The following is a 12,898-nucleotide window of genomic DNA, read 5'->3' as shown; positions in this document are numbered from 1 at the left end:
CGCCGCTCCCGCGCTCACTCCTCCACGAGGAGCTTGTCGCGCAGCTGCGCCAGCGTGCGGGCCAGCAGCCGGGAGACGTGCATCTGGGAGATGCCGACCTCCTGGGCGATCTGCGACTGGGTCATGTTCCCGAAGAAGCGCAGCAGCAGGATCCGCTTCTCCCGCGGCGGCAGCCCCTCCAGCAGCGGCTTCAGCGACTCCCGGTACTCGACGCCCTCCAGCGCCTCGTCCTCCGAGCCCAGCGTGTCCGCCACCGCGGGCGACTCGTCGTCCGTGTCCGGCACGTCCAGCGAGAGCGTGCTGTAGGCGTTGGCCGATTCCAGCCCCTCCAGCACCTCCTCCTCCGAGATCCCCAGCCGCTCGGCCAGCTCGTGCACCGTGGGGGAGCGGCCGTGCTGCTGCGACAGCTCCGCCGTCGCCGTGGTCAGCGAGAGCCGCAGCTCCTGAAGGCGCCGGGGCACCCGCACCGCCCAGCCCTTGTCGCGGAAGTGCCGCTTGATCTCGCCCACCACCGTCGGGGTGGCGTACGTCGAGAACTCCACCCCCCGGTCCGGATCGAACCGGTCCACCGACTTGATCAGGCCGATGGTCGCCACCTGGGTCAGGTCGTCCAGCGGCTCACCGCGGTTGCGGAACCGCCGTGCCAGGTGCTCGACCAGCGGCAGGTGCATCCGCACCAGCCGGTTGCGCAGCTCCGCCCGCTCCGGGGATCCCTCGGGCAGCTCGCGCAGCTCGAAGAACAGGGCCCGCGCGCCACTGCGGTCCCGCGGGTCCGGCAGCGCCACCTGCGCCTCGTCCGGCACCTCCGGGGCCTCCGGTGGCTGCGGTTGGTCGTGCTGGTTCTCGCTCATAGGGCCCGCCCGTCGCTCCGCCGAGTCCAAAAAGCCGTCTTCCGCATCCGCGTCAGCCGGGTGCGGCCGGGCGTGGTGCTGCTCCGGGATGCCGCCGTCGACCTCATGCCTTACCCGGGGCCGATCCCCGCCCCGCACCGGGATCTCCCCGCCGCTCACGCCGGGCCTGGCCCCGCGCCGCGCTGTTTGTAGAGGCTGATGCTCACCGTCCGGTTGTCCTCGACCGTCGCCTCGACCTTGCCGGCCAGCGCCGACAGCACGGTCCACGCGAACGTGTCCCGCTCCGGCGCGCGCCCGTCGGTGGTGGGCGCGGAGACGGTCACTTCCAGTGAATCGTCGATCAACCGGAAGACGCAGCTGAGCACGGAGCCCGGCACGGCCTGCTGGAGCAGGATCGCGCAGGCCTCGTCCACAGCGATGCGGAGGTCCTCGATCTCGTCGAGGGTGAAGTCCAACCGTGCCGCGAGACCGGCCGTGGCCGTTCGCAGCACCGACAGGTAGGCACCCGCAGCCGGCAGCCGGACTTCCACGAAGTCCTGGGTCCCGGGCTCGCCTGCGATCTGGGACACCCTCACCTCCAAGGTGGTACGAGCTCTGTTCGCCGGTGACGCTATCGCGATCCGGGCGATCGTGTCGCGGCACCCCTCGTGACGCCTCATGACGCCCGCCGTGGAGCGACCGGGCCGACCCCACCTCCGTGCAGTGACTGATGGTAAACCCATGAGTACGCACAGTGGCTAGGGGTCTGCGGGCCCAATTCGGGGGAACCGGCGGAGGGTTGAACTACCCCGCTTCAGACGATCGAACCGTCGACGAAACACCAGCGCCACGTCTCGCCCGGTTCGAAGCTGCGCATCACCGGATGGCCCGTGTCCTGGTGGTGCGCGGTGGCGTGCCGGTGGGGAGAGCTGTCACAACAGCCCACGTACCCGCACCCCAGGCACATCCGCAGCTGCACCGGATGACTCCCGAGCACCTCACATTCCGGGCAGGTCAACGCATGCGGGACGGGCTCGGGGCGCGGCAGTTCGGCAACGTGGGTGCACTCGCTCATGATGGCCAGGTTACGGGCAGGCTGCGGACGCGACATCGGCGACGACGGATGGGGATGGATCTTCGATGGAGGTATTGCCGCTGGTGGCGCTGGTGGCGGGCAGTGCCGCCGTGGCGGGTGCGGCCCGGCGCACGCCGGTGCCGGCGCCGCTGCTGCTGGTCGCCGTGGGACTCGTCGCGGCCTACGTGCCGGGGGTGCCCTCGTACGCCCTCGACCCGCACATCGTGCTGCCGCTGCTGCTCCCGCCGCTCCTGCACACGGCGGCGGTGGACAGCTCCTACCTGGACCTGCGGGCCAACCTGCGGCCGATCGCCCTGCTGTCGGTGGGCTACGTGCTCTTCGCGACGCTCGCGGTGGGCTGGGTGACGTACCTGCTCGTGCCCGGGGTGAGCCTGCCGGTGGCGCTGGTGCTGGGCGCGGTCGTGGCCCCGCCCGACGCGGTCGCGGCGACCGCGATCGCCCGGCGGCTGGGACTGCCGAACCGGGTGACGACCATCCTCCAGGGCGAGTCCCTGGTGAACGACGCCACCGCCATCACCGCCTACAAGGTGGCCCTGGCCGCCGCCGTCGGGGTCGGCGCCGGCTGGGCGGGCGGGGTCGCCGAGTTCCTGCTGGCCTCGGTCGGCGGCGTCGGGGTGGGCCTGCTGCTGATGGTCCCGATCCACCAGCTGAGGAAGCGGCTGCGGGAGCCCCTGCTCCAGAACACGCTGTCCCTGCTGATCCCCTTCGTGGCCTACGCGGCCGCCGAGCGGGTGCACGCGTCGGGCGTCCTGGCCGTGGTCGTCGTCGCGCTCTACCTGGGGCACCGGAACTGGCAGGTCGACTTCGCCACCCGGCTCCAGGAGGAGGCGGTGTGGAAGGTCGTCGCGTTCGTCCTGGAGTCGGTGGTCTTCGCCCTGATCGGCCTCCAGCTGCCGGTGGTCCTGAAGGGCCTCGGCGAGTACGAGGGGATCGCGGCCGCCTGGTACGCGGTGGCGGTCTTCCTCGCCGTGGTGGTGGCCCGGTTCGCGTGGGTGTTCCCGGCGACCTTCATGCCGAGATGGGTGTCGGAGCGGATCCGCACGCGGGAGCCCGACACCGACTGGAAGTCCCCGGTGGTCGTGGGCTGGGCCGGGATGCGGGGCGTGGTCTCCCTGGCGATCGCCTTCTCGGTGCCGATGAGCGTGCCGCACCGCAACCTGATCCTGTTCCTCACGTTCACGACGGTGATCGGCACGCTCGTGGTGCAGGGCCTGACCCTGCCGCCCCTGATCCGGATGCTGCGGCTGCCGCCGCGCGACGCCCAGGCGGAGACCCTCGCGGAGGCCCAGGCCCAGAGCGAGGCCTCCCGGGCGGCGGAGGAGCGGCTCGCGGAACTCCTGGAGGCCCCGGAGAACAGCACCCTGCCGCCGCCGCTGGCGGACCGGCTGCGCACGGTCCTGGAACGCCGCCGCAACGCGGTGTGGGAGCGGCTGGGCGAGGTCAACCCGGTGACGGGCGAGTCGGCGGACGACGTCTACCGCAGACTGGCCCGCGAGATGATCGAGGCGGAACGGGAGGTCTTCGTCACCCTCCGCGACCAGCGCCGCATCGACGACGAGATGCTGCGGGGACTGCTGCGCAGGCTGGACCTGGAGGAGGCGGCGGCCTACCGCGAGGAGACGGGCTGAGGCCCGCCCCTACGGCCGCCCCGTCACCACCGCCGCCAGCCTGGTGCCCCGGGGGAAGGCGCCCGCGCGGGTGAGGGCGGTCAGGGCCCAGAGGAGCTTCGCCACGTAGACGCGCTCCACCGGGAGGCCGTGGCGGGCCTCGAAGTCCCGGGCGAACTCCTCCAGCGGCCGGGGGACGCGGGCGTAGCCGCCGTGGTCGTGGCCCTCGGCCAGGGTCCAGGAGCCGGCCGGGCCGCCGAAGGCCCGCGCCTGGAGGGAACGTATCTCCGCCCCCAGGAAGCCCCCGGCCAGGACCGGGACGCCCAGGGCCCGCTGGGCGGGGAACAGGCCCGCGGCGAGGCCGGCCAGGGTGCCGCCCGTGCCGCAGGCCACCGCCGCTACGTCGCAGACGTCCCGCAGCTCGCGGCCCAGTTCCGCGCACCCGGTGAGGGCGAGGGCGTTGCTGCCGCCCTCCGGGACCACGTACGCCTCCTCGGCCCCGGCGGCGGTCAGCAGGCGGGCCAGGACCTCCGGGTCCGCCTTGCGCCGGTACTCCGAACGCGTGACGAAGCACAGCCGCATGCCGTCCGCCGCGCAGCGGGCCAGGGAGTCGTTGAGGGGGCGGTCCGCGAGCTCGTCGCCCCGGACGACGCCGACCGTCTCCAGGCCGAGCAGCCGTCCGGCGGCGGCCGTGGCGCGGAGGTGGTTGGAGTAGGCGCCGCCGAAGGTGACGATCCGGCCGTGGCCCGCCTCCAGGGCCGCCCGGAGGTTGGGGGCGAGTTTGCGCCACTTGTTGCCGGGCAGCTCCGGGTGGACGAGGTCGTCCCGCTTGAGGAGGAGCCGTACCCCGTGCGCGGTGAAGCGCTCGTCGGCCGCCTCGACGAGGGGGGACGGCGGGCGCGGGCGCAGTTCGGGGTGGGTCACCGGCCCATTGTCACTTGAGGCGGTCGGCGATCCGTTCGCGGAGCCAGTCCATCGTGAAGCCCCTGGGGTCGATCTTGCCGGGCTGCCATTCGAGGTGGCCGATGACCGAGCGGGCGCCCCAGTCGTGGACGCGGCACAGGGCCGCCGCCGCGCGGGTGGCGGCGTCGAGCTGGACGGGCGGCCAGGGGTCGTGGCCGTCGCCGAGGTTCTCGCACTCGAAGCCGTAGAAGTAGCGGTTGCCGTCGGTGTCCGCGTGGTGGTCCGGGGGGAGGCGGCGTTCCGCGACGACCGCCGCCAGGACGTCGGAGTCGCCGGCCCCGGCGTGGTTGGCGCGGCCGTAGCCGACGAGGTGGACGCGGCCGTCCTTGGTGATGACCCCGTGGCAGAGCGGGCCGGGCAGGGCGCGGTCCCCGTCCCGGCAGAGTTCGACGGTGTAGGCGGTGCCGTGGGTGACGGTGTGGTGGATCATCACCCCGTGTACGGGTCCCCAGGGGCCCTTGTGGTTGCGGTTGTGCGTGCGCCAGTTGCCGACCTCGACGACGGTCAGCCCTTCGGCGCGCAGGGCGTTGATGAAGCGGTCCGCGGACATGGGTGCGGACATGGCCGCCTCCCTTACGGTGCGTGCTCGGTTCGTTACGTACCGGTGTAGTGGAAGCGGCCCTTCCGCGCCTAGGGCGTGTTTCGGCCAGGCGTCACGCCGAGGCGAGCCAGAGGTCCGGGCCGAAGACCTCGTAGTGGATGTCGGCCGCGAGGACCCCCCGGGCGAGGAGCTGCTCGCGCACCGACCGCATGAAGGGGAGCGGGCCGCAGAGGTAGGCCTGGGTGCCGGGGGCGACCGGGGTGGCGCCGAGGTCGAGGAATCCGGTCGCGTCGCCCGGTTCGGCGTCCGACTCGTACCAGAAGCGGGCCGAGGCGCCGGGGAGCTTGAGGGCCAGGGCGCGGTGGTCGGTGCGCAGCGCGTGGTCCGCCGGGGTGCGGTCGGCGTGGACGACGGTGACGGGGGCGGGGTGGCCGGTCTCGGCCAGGTGCTCCAGCATCGAGAGCATCGGGGTGCAGCCGATGCCGGCGGAGGCGAGCAGGACGGGCGCGGCGGAGTCGCGCAGGACGAGGTCGCCGTAGGGGGCGGAGACGCGCAGGGTGTCGCCGGTGCGGACGTGCGCGTGGAGGTGGTGGGAGACCTCGCCGTCGGGACCGGGGCCGCCGTGGACCCGCTTGACGGTGATCGAGCGGACGGGGGAGCCGGGGGCGCTGGAGAGGCTGTACTGGCGGATCTGGCGGGCGCCGTCGGGGAGCTCGGTCTGGACGGACACGTACTGGCCGGGCTTGAAGCCCGGGGCCGGGGCGCCGTCGGCGGGGACGAGGTGGAAGGTGGTGCAGTCGGCGGTCTCCTCGACGCGCGCGGCCACGGTCCACTCCCGCCAGACGTCCCCGGCCAGGACCCGCTGTTCGGCGTAGAGGCGCTCCTCGGCGGCGATGAGGGCGTTGGCCATCAGCCAGTAGACCTCGTCCCAGGCCTCGGCGACCTCGGGGGTGACGGCCTCTCCGAGGATCTCGGTTATGGCCTCGAAGAGGTGCCGGTGGACGACCGGGTACTGCTCGCGGGTGACGCCGAGGGAGGCGTGCTTGTGGGCGATGCGGCCGAGCATCACGTCCGGGCGGGTGTCCGGGTGCTCCAGCAGGTGGGTCGCGAAGGCCGCGATGGACCCGGCGAGGGCCTGCTTCTGGAGGCCCGCGCTCTGGTTGCCCCGGTTGAAGAGGTCGCGCAGGAGCGCCGGGTGGGCCGCGAACAGCTTCTCGTAGAACAGCTCCGTGATGTCGCCGATGGCCGCCCCGACGGCGGGCAGGGTGGCGCGTACGGTCGCGGCCGACTTCTCGGACAGCATGGGGGCTCCTCGCGTGAGTGGCTAATTGGTATCTGAGGTTCGTATTAAAGGTCGTGCGGTGGGGCGCTCCGCCGGGTGCGGTGCTCCGGCCCGGGGTGGGGATCCGTCCGGGGGCTAGTCGGCCGGCGTCCGGACGGTCCCCGAGAGGCCGAGGAGGAGGGGGCCTGTCGGGGCCGCCACCAGCTCGTCCACCGTCAGCGGGTCCAGTGCGGCGAAGAAGGCCTCCTGGGCCCGGCGCAGCGCGCCGCGCAGGACGCACGCCCCGCGCAGCGGGCAGGGGGTGGTCCCGTCGCAGTCCACGACGTCGCCCTCGCCCTCCAGCTCGCGCACCACGCCGCCCACCGAGGCGGCGCGTCCGGCCGCCGTGAGCGCCAGCCCGCCGCCGCGGCCGCGCCGCGCCTCGACGAGGCCCAGGTGCTGGAGCCGGGCGACCACCTTGGCGGTGTGGGTGTACGGGACCTCCATGGTCGCCGCCACCTCGCGGGTGGTCGGGAGTTCCGTGTCCTCGACCGCCAGGCGCATCAGGACGCGCAGCGCCAGGTCGGTGAATCGGGTCAGCCGCATGGCATCAGGGTAGGAAAACTGGCATTGAAGATGCAAGTTAAGGAGCCCGCCGATTCGGGAACCCGCTGAACCTTCGATGCTGCCCAGTCCGGCCGGGAGTAGTCCCACCCTTTTGTGTAATGGTCTGACCGCATTGCGTGCTGAAAGGCTTCTCTACCGCAGACCATGGAGTGATCGAAAGGCGAAGACATGTCGGTCCAGGCGGGCTCCGAATCCGAAGCCCAGACACCGCAGCGCAGTCTCGGCACCGCGGCCGCGCGGAACTTGGCCAGCACCACCAAGTCCGCCCCGCAGATGCAGGAGATCACCTCGCGGTGGCTCCTGAAGATGCTCCCGTGGGTCTCCGTCCAGGGCGGTACCTACCGCCTCAACCGCCGCCTCAGCTACAGCGTCGGCAACGGCATCGTGGAGTTCGTCAAGACCGGCAGCCGGGTCCAGGTCATCCCCGCCGAACTCGGCGAACTGCCCCTGCTGCGCGACTACACCGACGAAGAGGTCCTCACCGAACTCGCCGCGCGCTGCCGCCAGGTCGACTTCGAGGCCGGCCAGGAGCTCACCTCCTTCGGCAGCCCCTCCGACCAGGTCTTCCTCCTCGCCCACGGCCGCATCGACCAGATCGGCCCCGGCCCCTACGGCGACGACGCCGTCCTGCGCACCGTCGCCGACGGCGCCTACTTCGGCGAGGACGCCCTCACCGACGAGGAGGCCATCTGGGAGTACACGGCGCGCGCCGCCACCCCCGGCACCGCCCTCGTCCTGACCCGCCAGGACTTCCAGCTCCTCGCCGACCGCGTCCCCGCCCTCCGCGCCCACGTGGAAGGGGTGCGGACACAGCCCGAGCGGCACGCCAACCCGTACGGCGAGGCCGCCATCGACCTCTCCGCCGGCCACCACGGCGAAGCCGTCCTCCCCGGCACCTTCGTCGACTACGAGGCGCGCCCCCGCGAGTACGAACTCTCCATTGCACAAACGGTCCTGCGCGTCCACACCCGCGTCGCCGACCTCTACAACCACCCGATGAACCAGACCGAGCAGCAGCTGCGGCTCACGGTCGAGGCGCTCCGGGAGCGCCAGGAGCACGAGATGCTCAACAACCCCGACTTCGGCCTGCTCCACAACGCCGACTACGACCAGCGCGTCCAGCCCCACGACGGCGCGCCCACCCCGGACGACTTCGACGCGCTGCTCAGCATGCGCCGCGACTCGAACCTCTTCCTCGCCCACCCCAAGGCCATCGCCGCCTTCGGCCGCGAGTGCAACAAGCGCGGCCTCTACCCCGAGACGGTCGACGTCGCCGGGACCCGGGTGCCGGCCTGGCGGGGCGTGCCCATCTTCCCGTCCAACAAGATCCCGGTCAGCGACGCCCGGACCACGTCCATCCTCTGCATGCGCACCGGCGAGGAGAACCAGGGCGTGATCGGGCTCCACCAGCCGGGCATCCCCGACGAGATCGAGCCGAGCATGTCGGTGCGCTTCATGGGCATCAGCGAGCAGGCGATCATGTCCTACCTGGTCACCGCCTACTTCTCCGCCGCCGTGCTCGTCCCCGACGCGCTCGGCGTACTGGAGAACGTCGAGATCGGCCGCTGGCGCTGATGACCGCGAACGCCATCGCCGCGAGCGAGGGACAGGAGGCGGCCGCCCTCCTGGACGGCACGAGGGAAGCGGTTGACCCGGAACTGCGCAGGGCCGTGGAGAGCCTGCCCGCCCTCACCCGGCGGGTGGCGATGTACCACTTCGGCTGGGAGCACGAGGACGGCAGCCCGGCCGCCGTCGGCGCGGGCAAGGCCATCCGCCCGGCCCTGGTCCTCGCCTCGGCGCGGGCCCTCGGCGGCCCCCAGGGCAGCCCGGAGTCCGTGGTCCGGGCGGCGGCCGCCGTGGAGCTCGCGCACAACTTCACGCTGCTGCACGACGACGTCATCGACAACGACGCCCGCCGGCGGGGACGGGCCACCGCCTGGACCGTCTTCGGGATCCCGGACGCCCTCCTCGCGGGCGACGCCATGATGGCGCTCGCCCTCAAGCTGCTCGCCGACGACCCGCACCCGGCCTCGGCGCGCGCCTCGGCGCGCCTCGCGGCCTGCATCGTCGAACTGTGCGCCGGGCAGCAGGCGGACTGCGCCTTCGAACGGCGCGCGTCCGTCTCGCTGGAGGAGTGCCTGGCCATGGCCACGGCCAAGACCGGCGCCCTCCTGGGCTGCGCGTGCGCGGTCGGCGCGCTCTACGCGGGGGCCGGGCCCGAGGAGGTCGAGGCGATGGACGCCTTCGGCCGGGAGGCGGGGCTGGCCTTCCAGCTGATCGACGACCTGATCGGCATCTGGGGGGACCCCGGGCACACCGGCAAGCCCGCCGGGGCCGACCTGCTCGCCCGCAAGAAGTCCCTCCCGGTCGTGGCCGCCCTCACCTCGGGCACCGAGTCCGGGGAGGAGCTCGCCGCCCTGTACGCCGGCTCCATGGCCGGGGACGGCGACGTGGAGCGGGCCGCCCGGGCCGTGGAGCGGGCCGGCGGCCGCGACTGGGCCCAGGCCCACGCCGGCGACCGGATGGGCCGGGCGGTGCAGGAGCTGTCCCGCGCGGTGCCGGACGTGGCGGCCGCGGGCGGGCTGCTGGCACTCGCGGAGTTCGTGACCCGCCGCACGCGGTAGCGGCGGGGGAGGAGAACGGGGGGAGGCTCGTTCCGGCACCGCGGGGTGCCGGAACGAGCCTTTCCGCGCACTGCGGCCAACTCTAGGATCACTTGCGGTAGTTGACACGTGAGTGAAGGGTGTGACCTGTGGTGCTGGAGATACGCCAGGCGGATCAGTCGGACCGGGACGCCGTCGCGCGCCTGCTGGACGAGGCCTTCCGCACCGACCCGGTCAGCTCCTGGGTCTTCCCCGATCCCGCGCACCGCGCCGCCGTCCACGGCAGGTTCCTCGGGGTCTTCGTGGACGTGGCGCTGGCCGAGGGCCGGATCGACTGCGCGGCGGACGGCTCGGCGGCCGCGCTGTGGCTGCGGATCCCGGCCGGCGAGCCCGAGGGGGACGATGAGGTGCCGGCCAGGATGCGCGCCGAGGCCGACCCCGACAACGAGCGGTGCGAGCTGGTCGGACGGCTCACCGGGGCGGTGCACCCCACCGCCGAGGAGCACGAATACCTGCTGATGATCGCGGTCGCGCCCGGCCGGCAGGGCGAGGGGCTGGGTACGGAGCTGATCCGGCCGGTGCTGGAGCGCTGCGACCGGGAGGGGGTCCCCGCGTACCTGGAGGCGAGCAGCGAGCGGAGCGTGCGGCTGTACGAACGGCTGGGCTGGGAGCTCACCGGTGAGCCGGTGCGACTGCCGGAGGGCCCGCTGATGTGGCCGATGTGGCGCAAGCCGCGGGGGTGGAGGGGGCCGGCCCTTGTCTAACCACTTCAGGTGAAGTACTTTAACTGTCACGCCCCCGGACGCCCGGCGGCGGTCCCGAACGGAAGAGATCTCGCTTGCGCAAGCTCACGTACTTCATCGCCACCACCGTCGACGGCTTCATCGGAGCCCCGGACGGAGATGCCGATTTCATGTACGCCCACGTCGACCAGGAGTTCCTCGGACACCTGATCGCCGAATACCCCGAGACGATCGCCTCCGCCGGCCGCGCCCACCTCGGCCTCGCCGACGTCGCGCCCAAGCGCTTCGACGCGGTGATCATGGGCCGGGGCACCTACGAGCCGGGCCTCAAGGCCGGTATGACCAGCCCTTACGGCCACTTCCCGGAGCAGTACGTCGTCTCGCGCTCCCTCGCCGAAGCGCCCGCCGCCGACGTGCGCCTGATCAGCGGGGACATCGCCGCCCGGGTCCGCGAGCTCAAGGAGCGCGAAGGGCTCGGCATCTGGCTGTGCGGGGGCGCCGACCTCGCGGCGCAGCTCGTCGACGAGATCGACGAGTACATCGTCAAGACCTACCCGGTCGTGGCCGGCACCGGCATGCCCATGTCCCGCGCCGGCTTCGGGGTGCGCGCGCTGGAGCTGACCGGCTGCACCGCCTTCGGCGGCGGCCAGGTCGTCACCTCGTACGACGTCAGGCGCTGACCGGGCGGACGCCCGCGGAGGGATGACCCTCCGCGGGCGCCTGCGCCCGACCCCCGGGCTCAGCCCTTGGTGCCGAGGCCCGAGGCCACCAGGCCGTTGGCCCACAGCTGGTTGACGCGCGAGCGCTCGGCGCTGTTCGGGTTCGGGTTGGTGCACGAGGTGCCCGGACCGCCGCCCGACATCAGCTCGCTGCACGGACCCGAGTAGTGGTCCGGCAGGCCCAGCACGTGCCCGGTCTCGTGCGCCGTCACGCGGGTGGAGTTGTACTGCTGGTTCTGGGCGTAGTCGAGGAAGATGTAACCCCGGCCGTGCCCGTCCGTGCTCGCGTACGAGCCGCGCGAGTCGTTGCCCTCGTAGTACGAGAAGTTCCCGCCCGAGGACACCTCCTGCAGCTTCACGTTGGCGACCGAACCGTTCCAGATGCGGGTCGAGTTGGCTATCTGGGTACGGAAGCTGGGCGCGTTGCGGGTGTTGTAGGTGACGGTGACGACGGCCGCGGCGCTCGGGTTCGCGGCACGCTGCTCGGCGACCGCGCGCTGGACGGCCTCGAAGAACGCCTTGTTCGCCGCCTGGTTCTCCGGCGAGCGCTCGTACGCGGCGTAGCTCGCCGGGCTGCCGCCCGCCGGGGTCGCGGCCGTGGCGGTGGGGACGACGCCGCCGAGCGCGGCGGCGACACCGAGGGCGACGGAGGCGACGGACAGCATGGTCCTGCGGGAGTGGCGCATGTGGGGGGCTCCTACTCATCAGGTGGTGCGGTGGGGGGTGGATGGGTCATCCGGTACCGGAGTCTGCGGGAGCGGAAGGGGCCGGCGGATGATGTCAGAGCCCGATAACACCGCCCTATCGGGAGGTTTCGGAGAGATTTACCTTGGTCAACTAGCGTGAGAATGGCGGGATTCGGGGGGCTATCGGCGGCTGGTGCGGCCCCCTGGGGCCCGCCTACCCTCAGGTCATGGAGCTCGAGGTGAGGCACCTGCGCGCGCTGTGCGCCATCGCCGACGCCGGCAGCCTGCACAAGGCCGCCCGGCAACTCGGCGTGAGCCAGCCCTCCCTGACGACGCAGCTGCGCCGGATCGAACGGGCCCTGGAAGGCGAACTGTTCCTGCGGGAGCGCACCGGCTGCCGGCCGACTCCCTTCGGGCGCACGGTACTCGGGCGGGCGCGGCCGCTCCTCGCCGAGATGGCCGCCCTGGTCGCCGAGGCGCGGGCCGCCGCGCACGGCCCCCGGCTCAGGATCGGCTCGACCGCCAGCCGGGCGCTGCCGGGGTGGCTGCGCCGGCTGCACCGGCGTGCGCCGGAGACGGAGACCACGCTGGTGGTCGACGTCTCGGCCAACGCGCTGCTGCGGATGACCGCCGCCGGACAGCTCGACGTGGCCTTCGTGCACGAGGTCGAGGGCAGCCCGCTGCGCGTGCCGGGCGGGCTGGAACTGCGGGTGCTGATGGAGCGCGAGCCGCAGTTCGTGTCCATGTCCCTGGACCACCCGGCCGCCCGGTCGCCGGTGGTGGAGTTACAGGACCTGGCCGGGGACCGCTGGACGGTGGACCCCTCGGTCGACGGCGAATGGGACGGCCTGCGGCGGGTGTTCGCCAGCGCCGGCCTGACCCCGCAGGTCCTGCACGCCGACTACCACACGGCCTCGTCGCTGATCGTCTCCGGCGAGGCGGTGGCCCCGTGCCAGCCGACGTCGGGCCCCCGCGACGACATGGCGATCCGCCCCCTCGCGGGCGACCCCCTGGCGGTGCGCCTCCTGCTGGCCACCCGCCCCGGCGAACACCCGGAGGCCTACGACGACCTCCGCGACGCCTACCGCGAGGCGGCCCTGGGCACACCTCCGTACCGTGCCTGGCTCTCCCGTCAGGGGAGCTCCCTCCTGGTGGCCTAGGGCGCGGCCGCGCCCCGCGGAATCCCGCCCCGCCCCCGCCCCGCCCTGAGAGGCGGGTGAGC

Annotated in this window: 14 protein-coding genes; 6 read left to right on the top strand and 8 right to left on the bottom strand. The window is 72.9% G+C overall.

Annotation, left to right across the window (positions count from 1 at the left end; genetic code table 11):
• Positions 1–14 precede the first annotated feature (14 nt).
• The 3 genes from AB0O29_RS06575 to AB0O29_RS06565 all read right to left on the bottom strand — a co-directional run bounded on the left by AB0O29_RS06575 (position 15) and on the right by AB0O29_RS06565 (position 1,905).
• The gene (locus AB0O29_RS06575; RefSeq protein ID WP_365147185.1) at positions 15–995 is read right to left on the bottom strand and encodes an RNA polymerase sigma factor SigF; all 981 of its coding nucleotides are present in this window, start codon (positions 993–995) and stop codon (positions 15–17) included.
• Positions 996–1,006: 11 nt separating this feature from the next.
• The gene (locus AB0O29_RS06570; protein WP_042816094.1) at positions 1,007–1,420 is read right to left on the bottom strand and encodes an anti-sigma regulatory factor; all 414 of its coding nucleotides are present in this window, start codon (positions 1,418–1,420) and stop codon (positions 1,007–1,009) included.
• A 224-nt stretch (positions 1,421–1,644) separates the two neighbouring features.
• Positions 1,645–1,905 carry a UBP-type zinc finger domain-containing protein gene (locus AB0O29_RS06565; RefSeq protein ID WP_365147069.1) on the bottom strand — a complete coding sequence of 87 codons (261 nt, stop codon included), beginning with the start codon at positions 1,903–1,905 and terminating at the stop codon, positions 1,645–1,647.
• A 65-nt stretch (positions 1,906–1,970) separates the two neighbouring features.
• On the opposite strand from AB0O29_RS06565, the gene AB0O29_RS06560 reads away from it, so the two are divergent.
• On the top strand, positions 1,971–3,554 hold the full coding sequence (locus AB0O29_RS06560; RefSeq protein WP_365147066.1) for a Na+/H+ antiporter: 1,584 nt from the start codon (positions 1,971–1,973) through the stop codon (positions 3,552–3,554).
• A gap of 9 nt (positions 3,555–3,563) precedes the next feature.
• On the opposite strand, the gene AB0O29_RS06555 is transcribed toward AB0O29_RS06560, so the two are convergent.
• The 4 genes from AB0O29_RS06555 to AB0O29_RS06540 form a co-directional block, all read right to left on the bottom strand.
• On the bottom strand, positions 3,564–4,457 hold the full coding sequence (locus tag AB0O29_RS06555; RefSeq protein ID WP_365147063.1) for a pyridoxal-phosphate dependent enzyme: 894 nt from the start codon (positions 4,455–4,457) through the stop codon (positions 3,564–3,566).
• Between the two features lie 10 nt (positions 4,458–4,467).
• The gene (locus tag AB0O29_RS06550; RefSeq protein WP_365147060.1) at positions 4,468–5,058 is read right to left on the bottom strand and encodes an N-acetylmuramoyl-L-alanine amidase; all 591 of its coding nucleotides are present in this window, start codon (positions 5,056–5,058) and stop codon (positions 4,468–4,470) included.
• 91 nt (positions 5,059–5,149) lie between these two features.
• On the bottom strand, positions 5,150–6,340 hold the full coding sequence (locus AB0O29_RS06545) for a globin domain-containing protein (RefSeq protein ID WP_365147057.1): 1,191 nt from the start codon (positions 6,338–6,340) through the stop codon (positions 5,150–5,152).
• Between the two features lie 114 nt (positions 6,341–6,454).
• The gene (locus AB0O29_RS06540; protein ID WP_365147054.1) at positions 6,455–6,904 is read right to left on the bottom strand and encodes an Rrf2 family transcriptional regulator; all 450 of its coding nucleotides are present in this window, start codon (positions 6,902–6,904) and stop codon (positions 6,455–6,457) included.
• Between the two features lie 189 nt (positions 6,905–7,093).
• Here AB0O29_RS06540 and AB0O29_RS06535 point away from each other — a divergent pair, with 189 nt between their 5' ends.
• From AB0O29_RS06535 to AB0O29_RS06520, 4 genes are all read left to right on the top strand, one after another.
• A complete protein-coding gene (locus AB0O29_RS06535; protein WP_365147051.1) occupies positions 7,094–8,500 on the top strand; it encodes a family 2B encapsulin nanocompartment shell protein in 1,407 nt (468 codons plus the stop codon).
• Positions 8,500–9,549, top strand: a complete 1,050-nt coding sequence (locus AB0O29_RS06530; protein ID WP_365147048.1) for a family 2 encapsulin nanocompartment cargo protein polyprenyl transferase — start codon at positions 8,500–8,502, stop codon at positions 9,547–9,549. The genes AB0O29_RS06535 and AB0O29_RS06530 overlap by 1 nt, the downstream gene beginning before the upstream one ends.
• A gap of 128 nt (positions 9,550–9,677) precedes the next feature.
• Positions 9,678–10,292 (top strand): GNAT family N-acetyltransferase, encoded by a 615-nt coding sequence (locus AB0O29_RS06525; protein ID WP_365147045.1) that lies wholly within the window; start codon positions 9,678–9,680, stop codon positions 10,290–10,292.
• Between the two features lie 74 nt (positions 10,293–10,366).
• Positions 10,367–10,951 carry a dihydrofolate reductase family protein gene (locus AB0O29_RS06520; RefSeq protein WP_365147042.1) on the top strand — a complete coding sequence of 195 codons (585 nt, stop codon included), beginning with the start codon at positions 10,367–10,369 and terminating at the stop codon, positions 10,949–10,951.
• A 59-nt stretch (positions 10,952–11,010) separates the two neighbouring features.
• Here the strand turns inward: AB0O29_RS06520 and snpA are convergent, their stop codons facing one another.
• Positions 11,011–11,676: a snapalysin gene (gene snpA, locus AB0O29_RS06515; RefSeq protein ID WP_365147039.1), complete on the bottom strand. Its 666-nt coding sequence runs from the start codon at positions 11,674–11,676 to the stop codon at positions 11,011–11,013.
• Between the two features lie 227 nt (positions 11,677–11,903).
• Here snpA and AB0O29_RS06510 point away from each other — a divergent pair, with 227 nt between their 5' ends.
• A complete protein-coding gene (locus AB0O29_RS06510) occupies positions 11,904–12,836 on the top strand; it encodes a LysR family transcriptional regulator (protein WP_365147036.1) in 933 nt (310 codons plus the stop codon).
• Positions 12,837–12,898: the final 62 nt, after the last annotated feature.

Source organism: Streptomyces sp. NPDC089915, from assembly GCF_040684675.1.
In the GTDB taxonomy this organism is placed as follows: domain Bacteria; phylum Actinomycetota; class Actinomycetes; order Streptomycetales; family Streptomycetaceae; genus Streptomyces.
The sequence above is the reverse complement of the archived record's forward strand: the minus strand, read 5'-3'. Positions and strand labels throughout refer to the sequence as shown.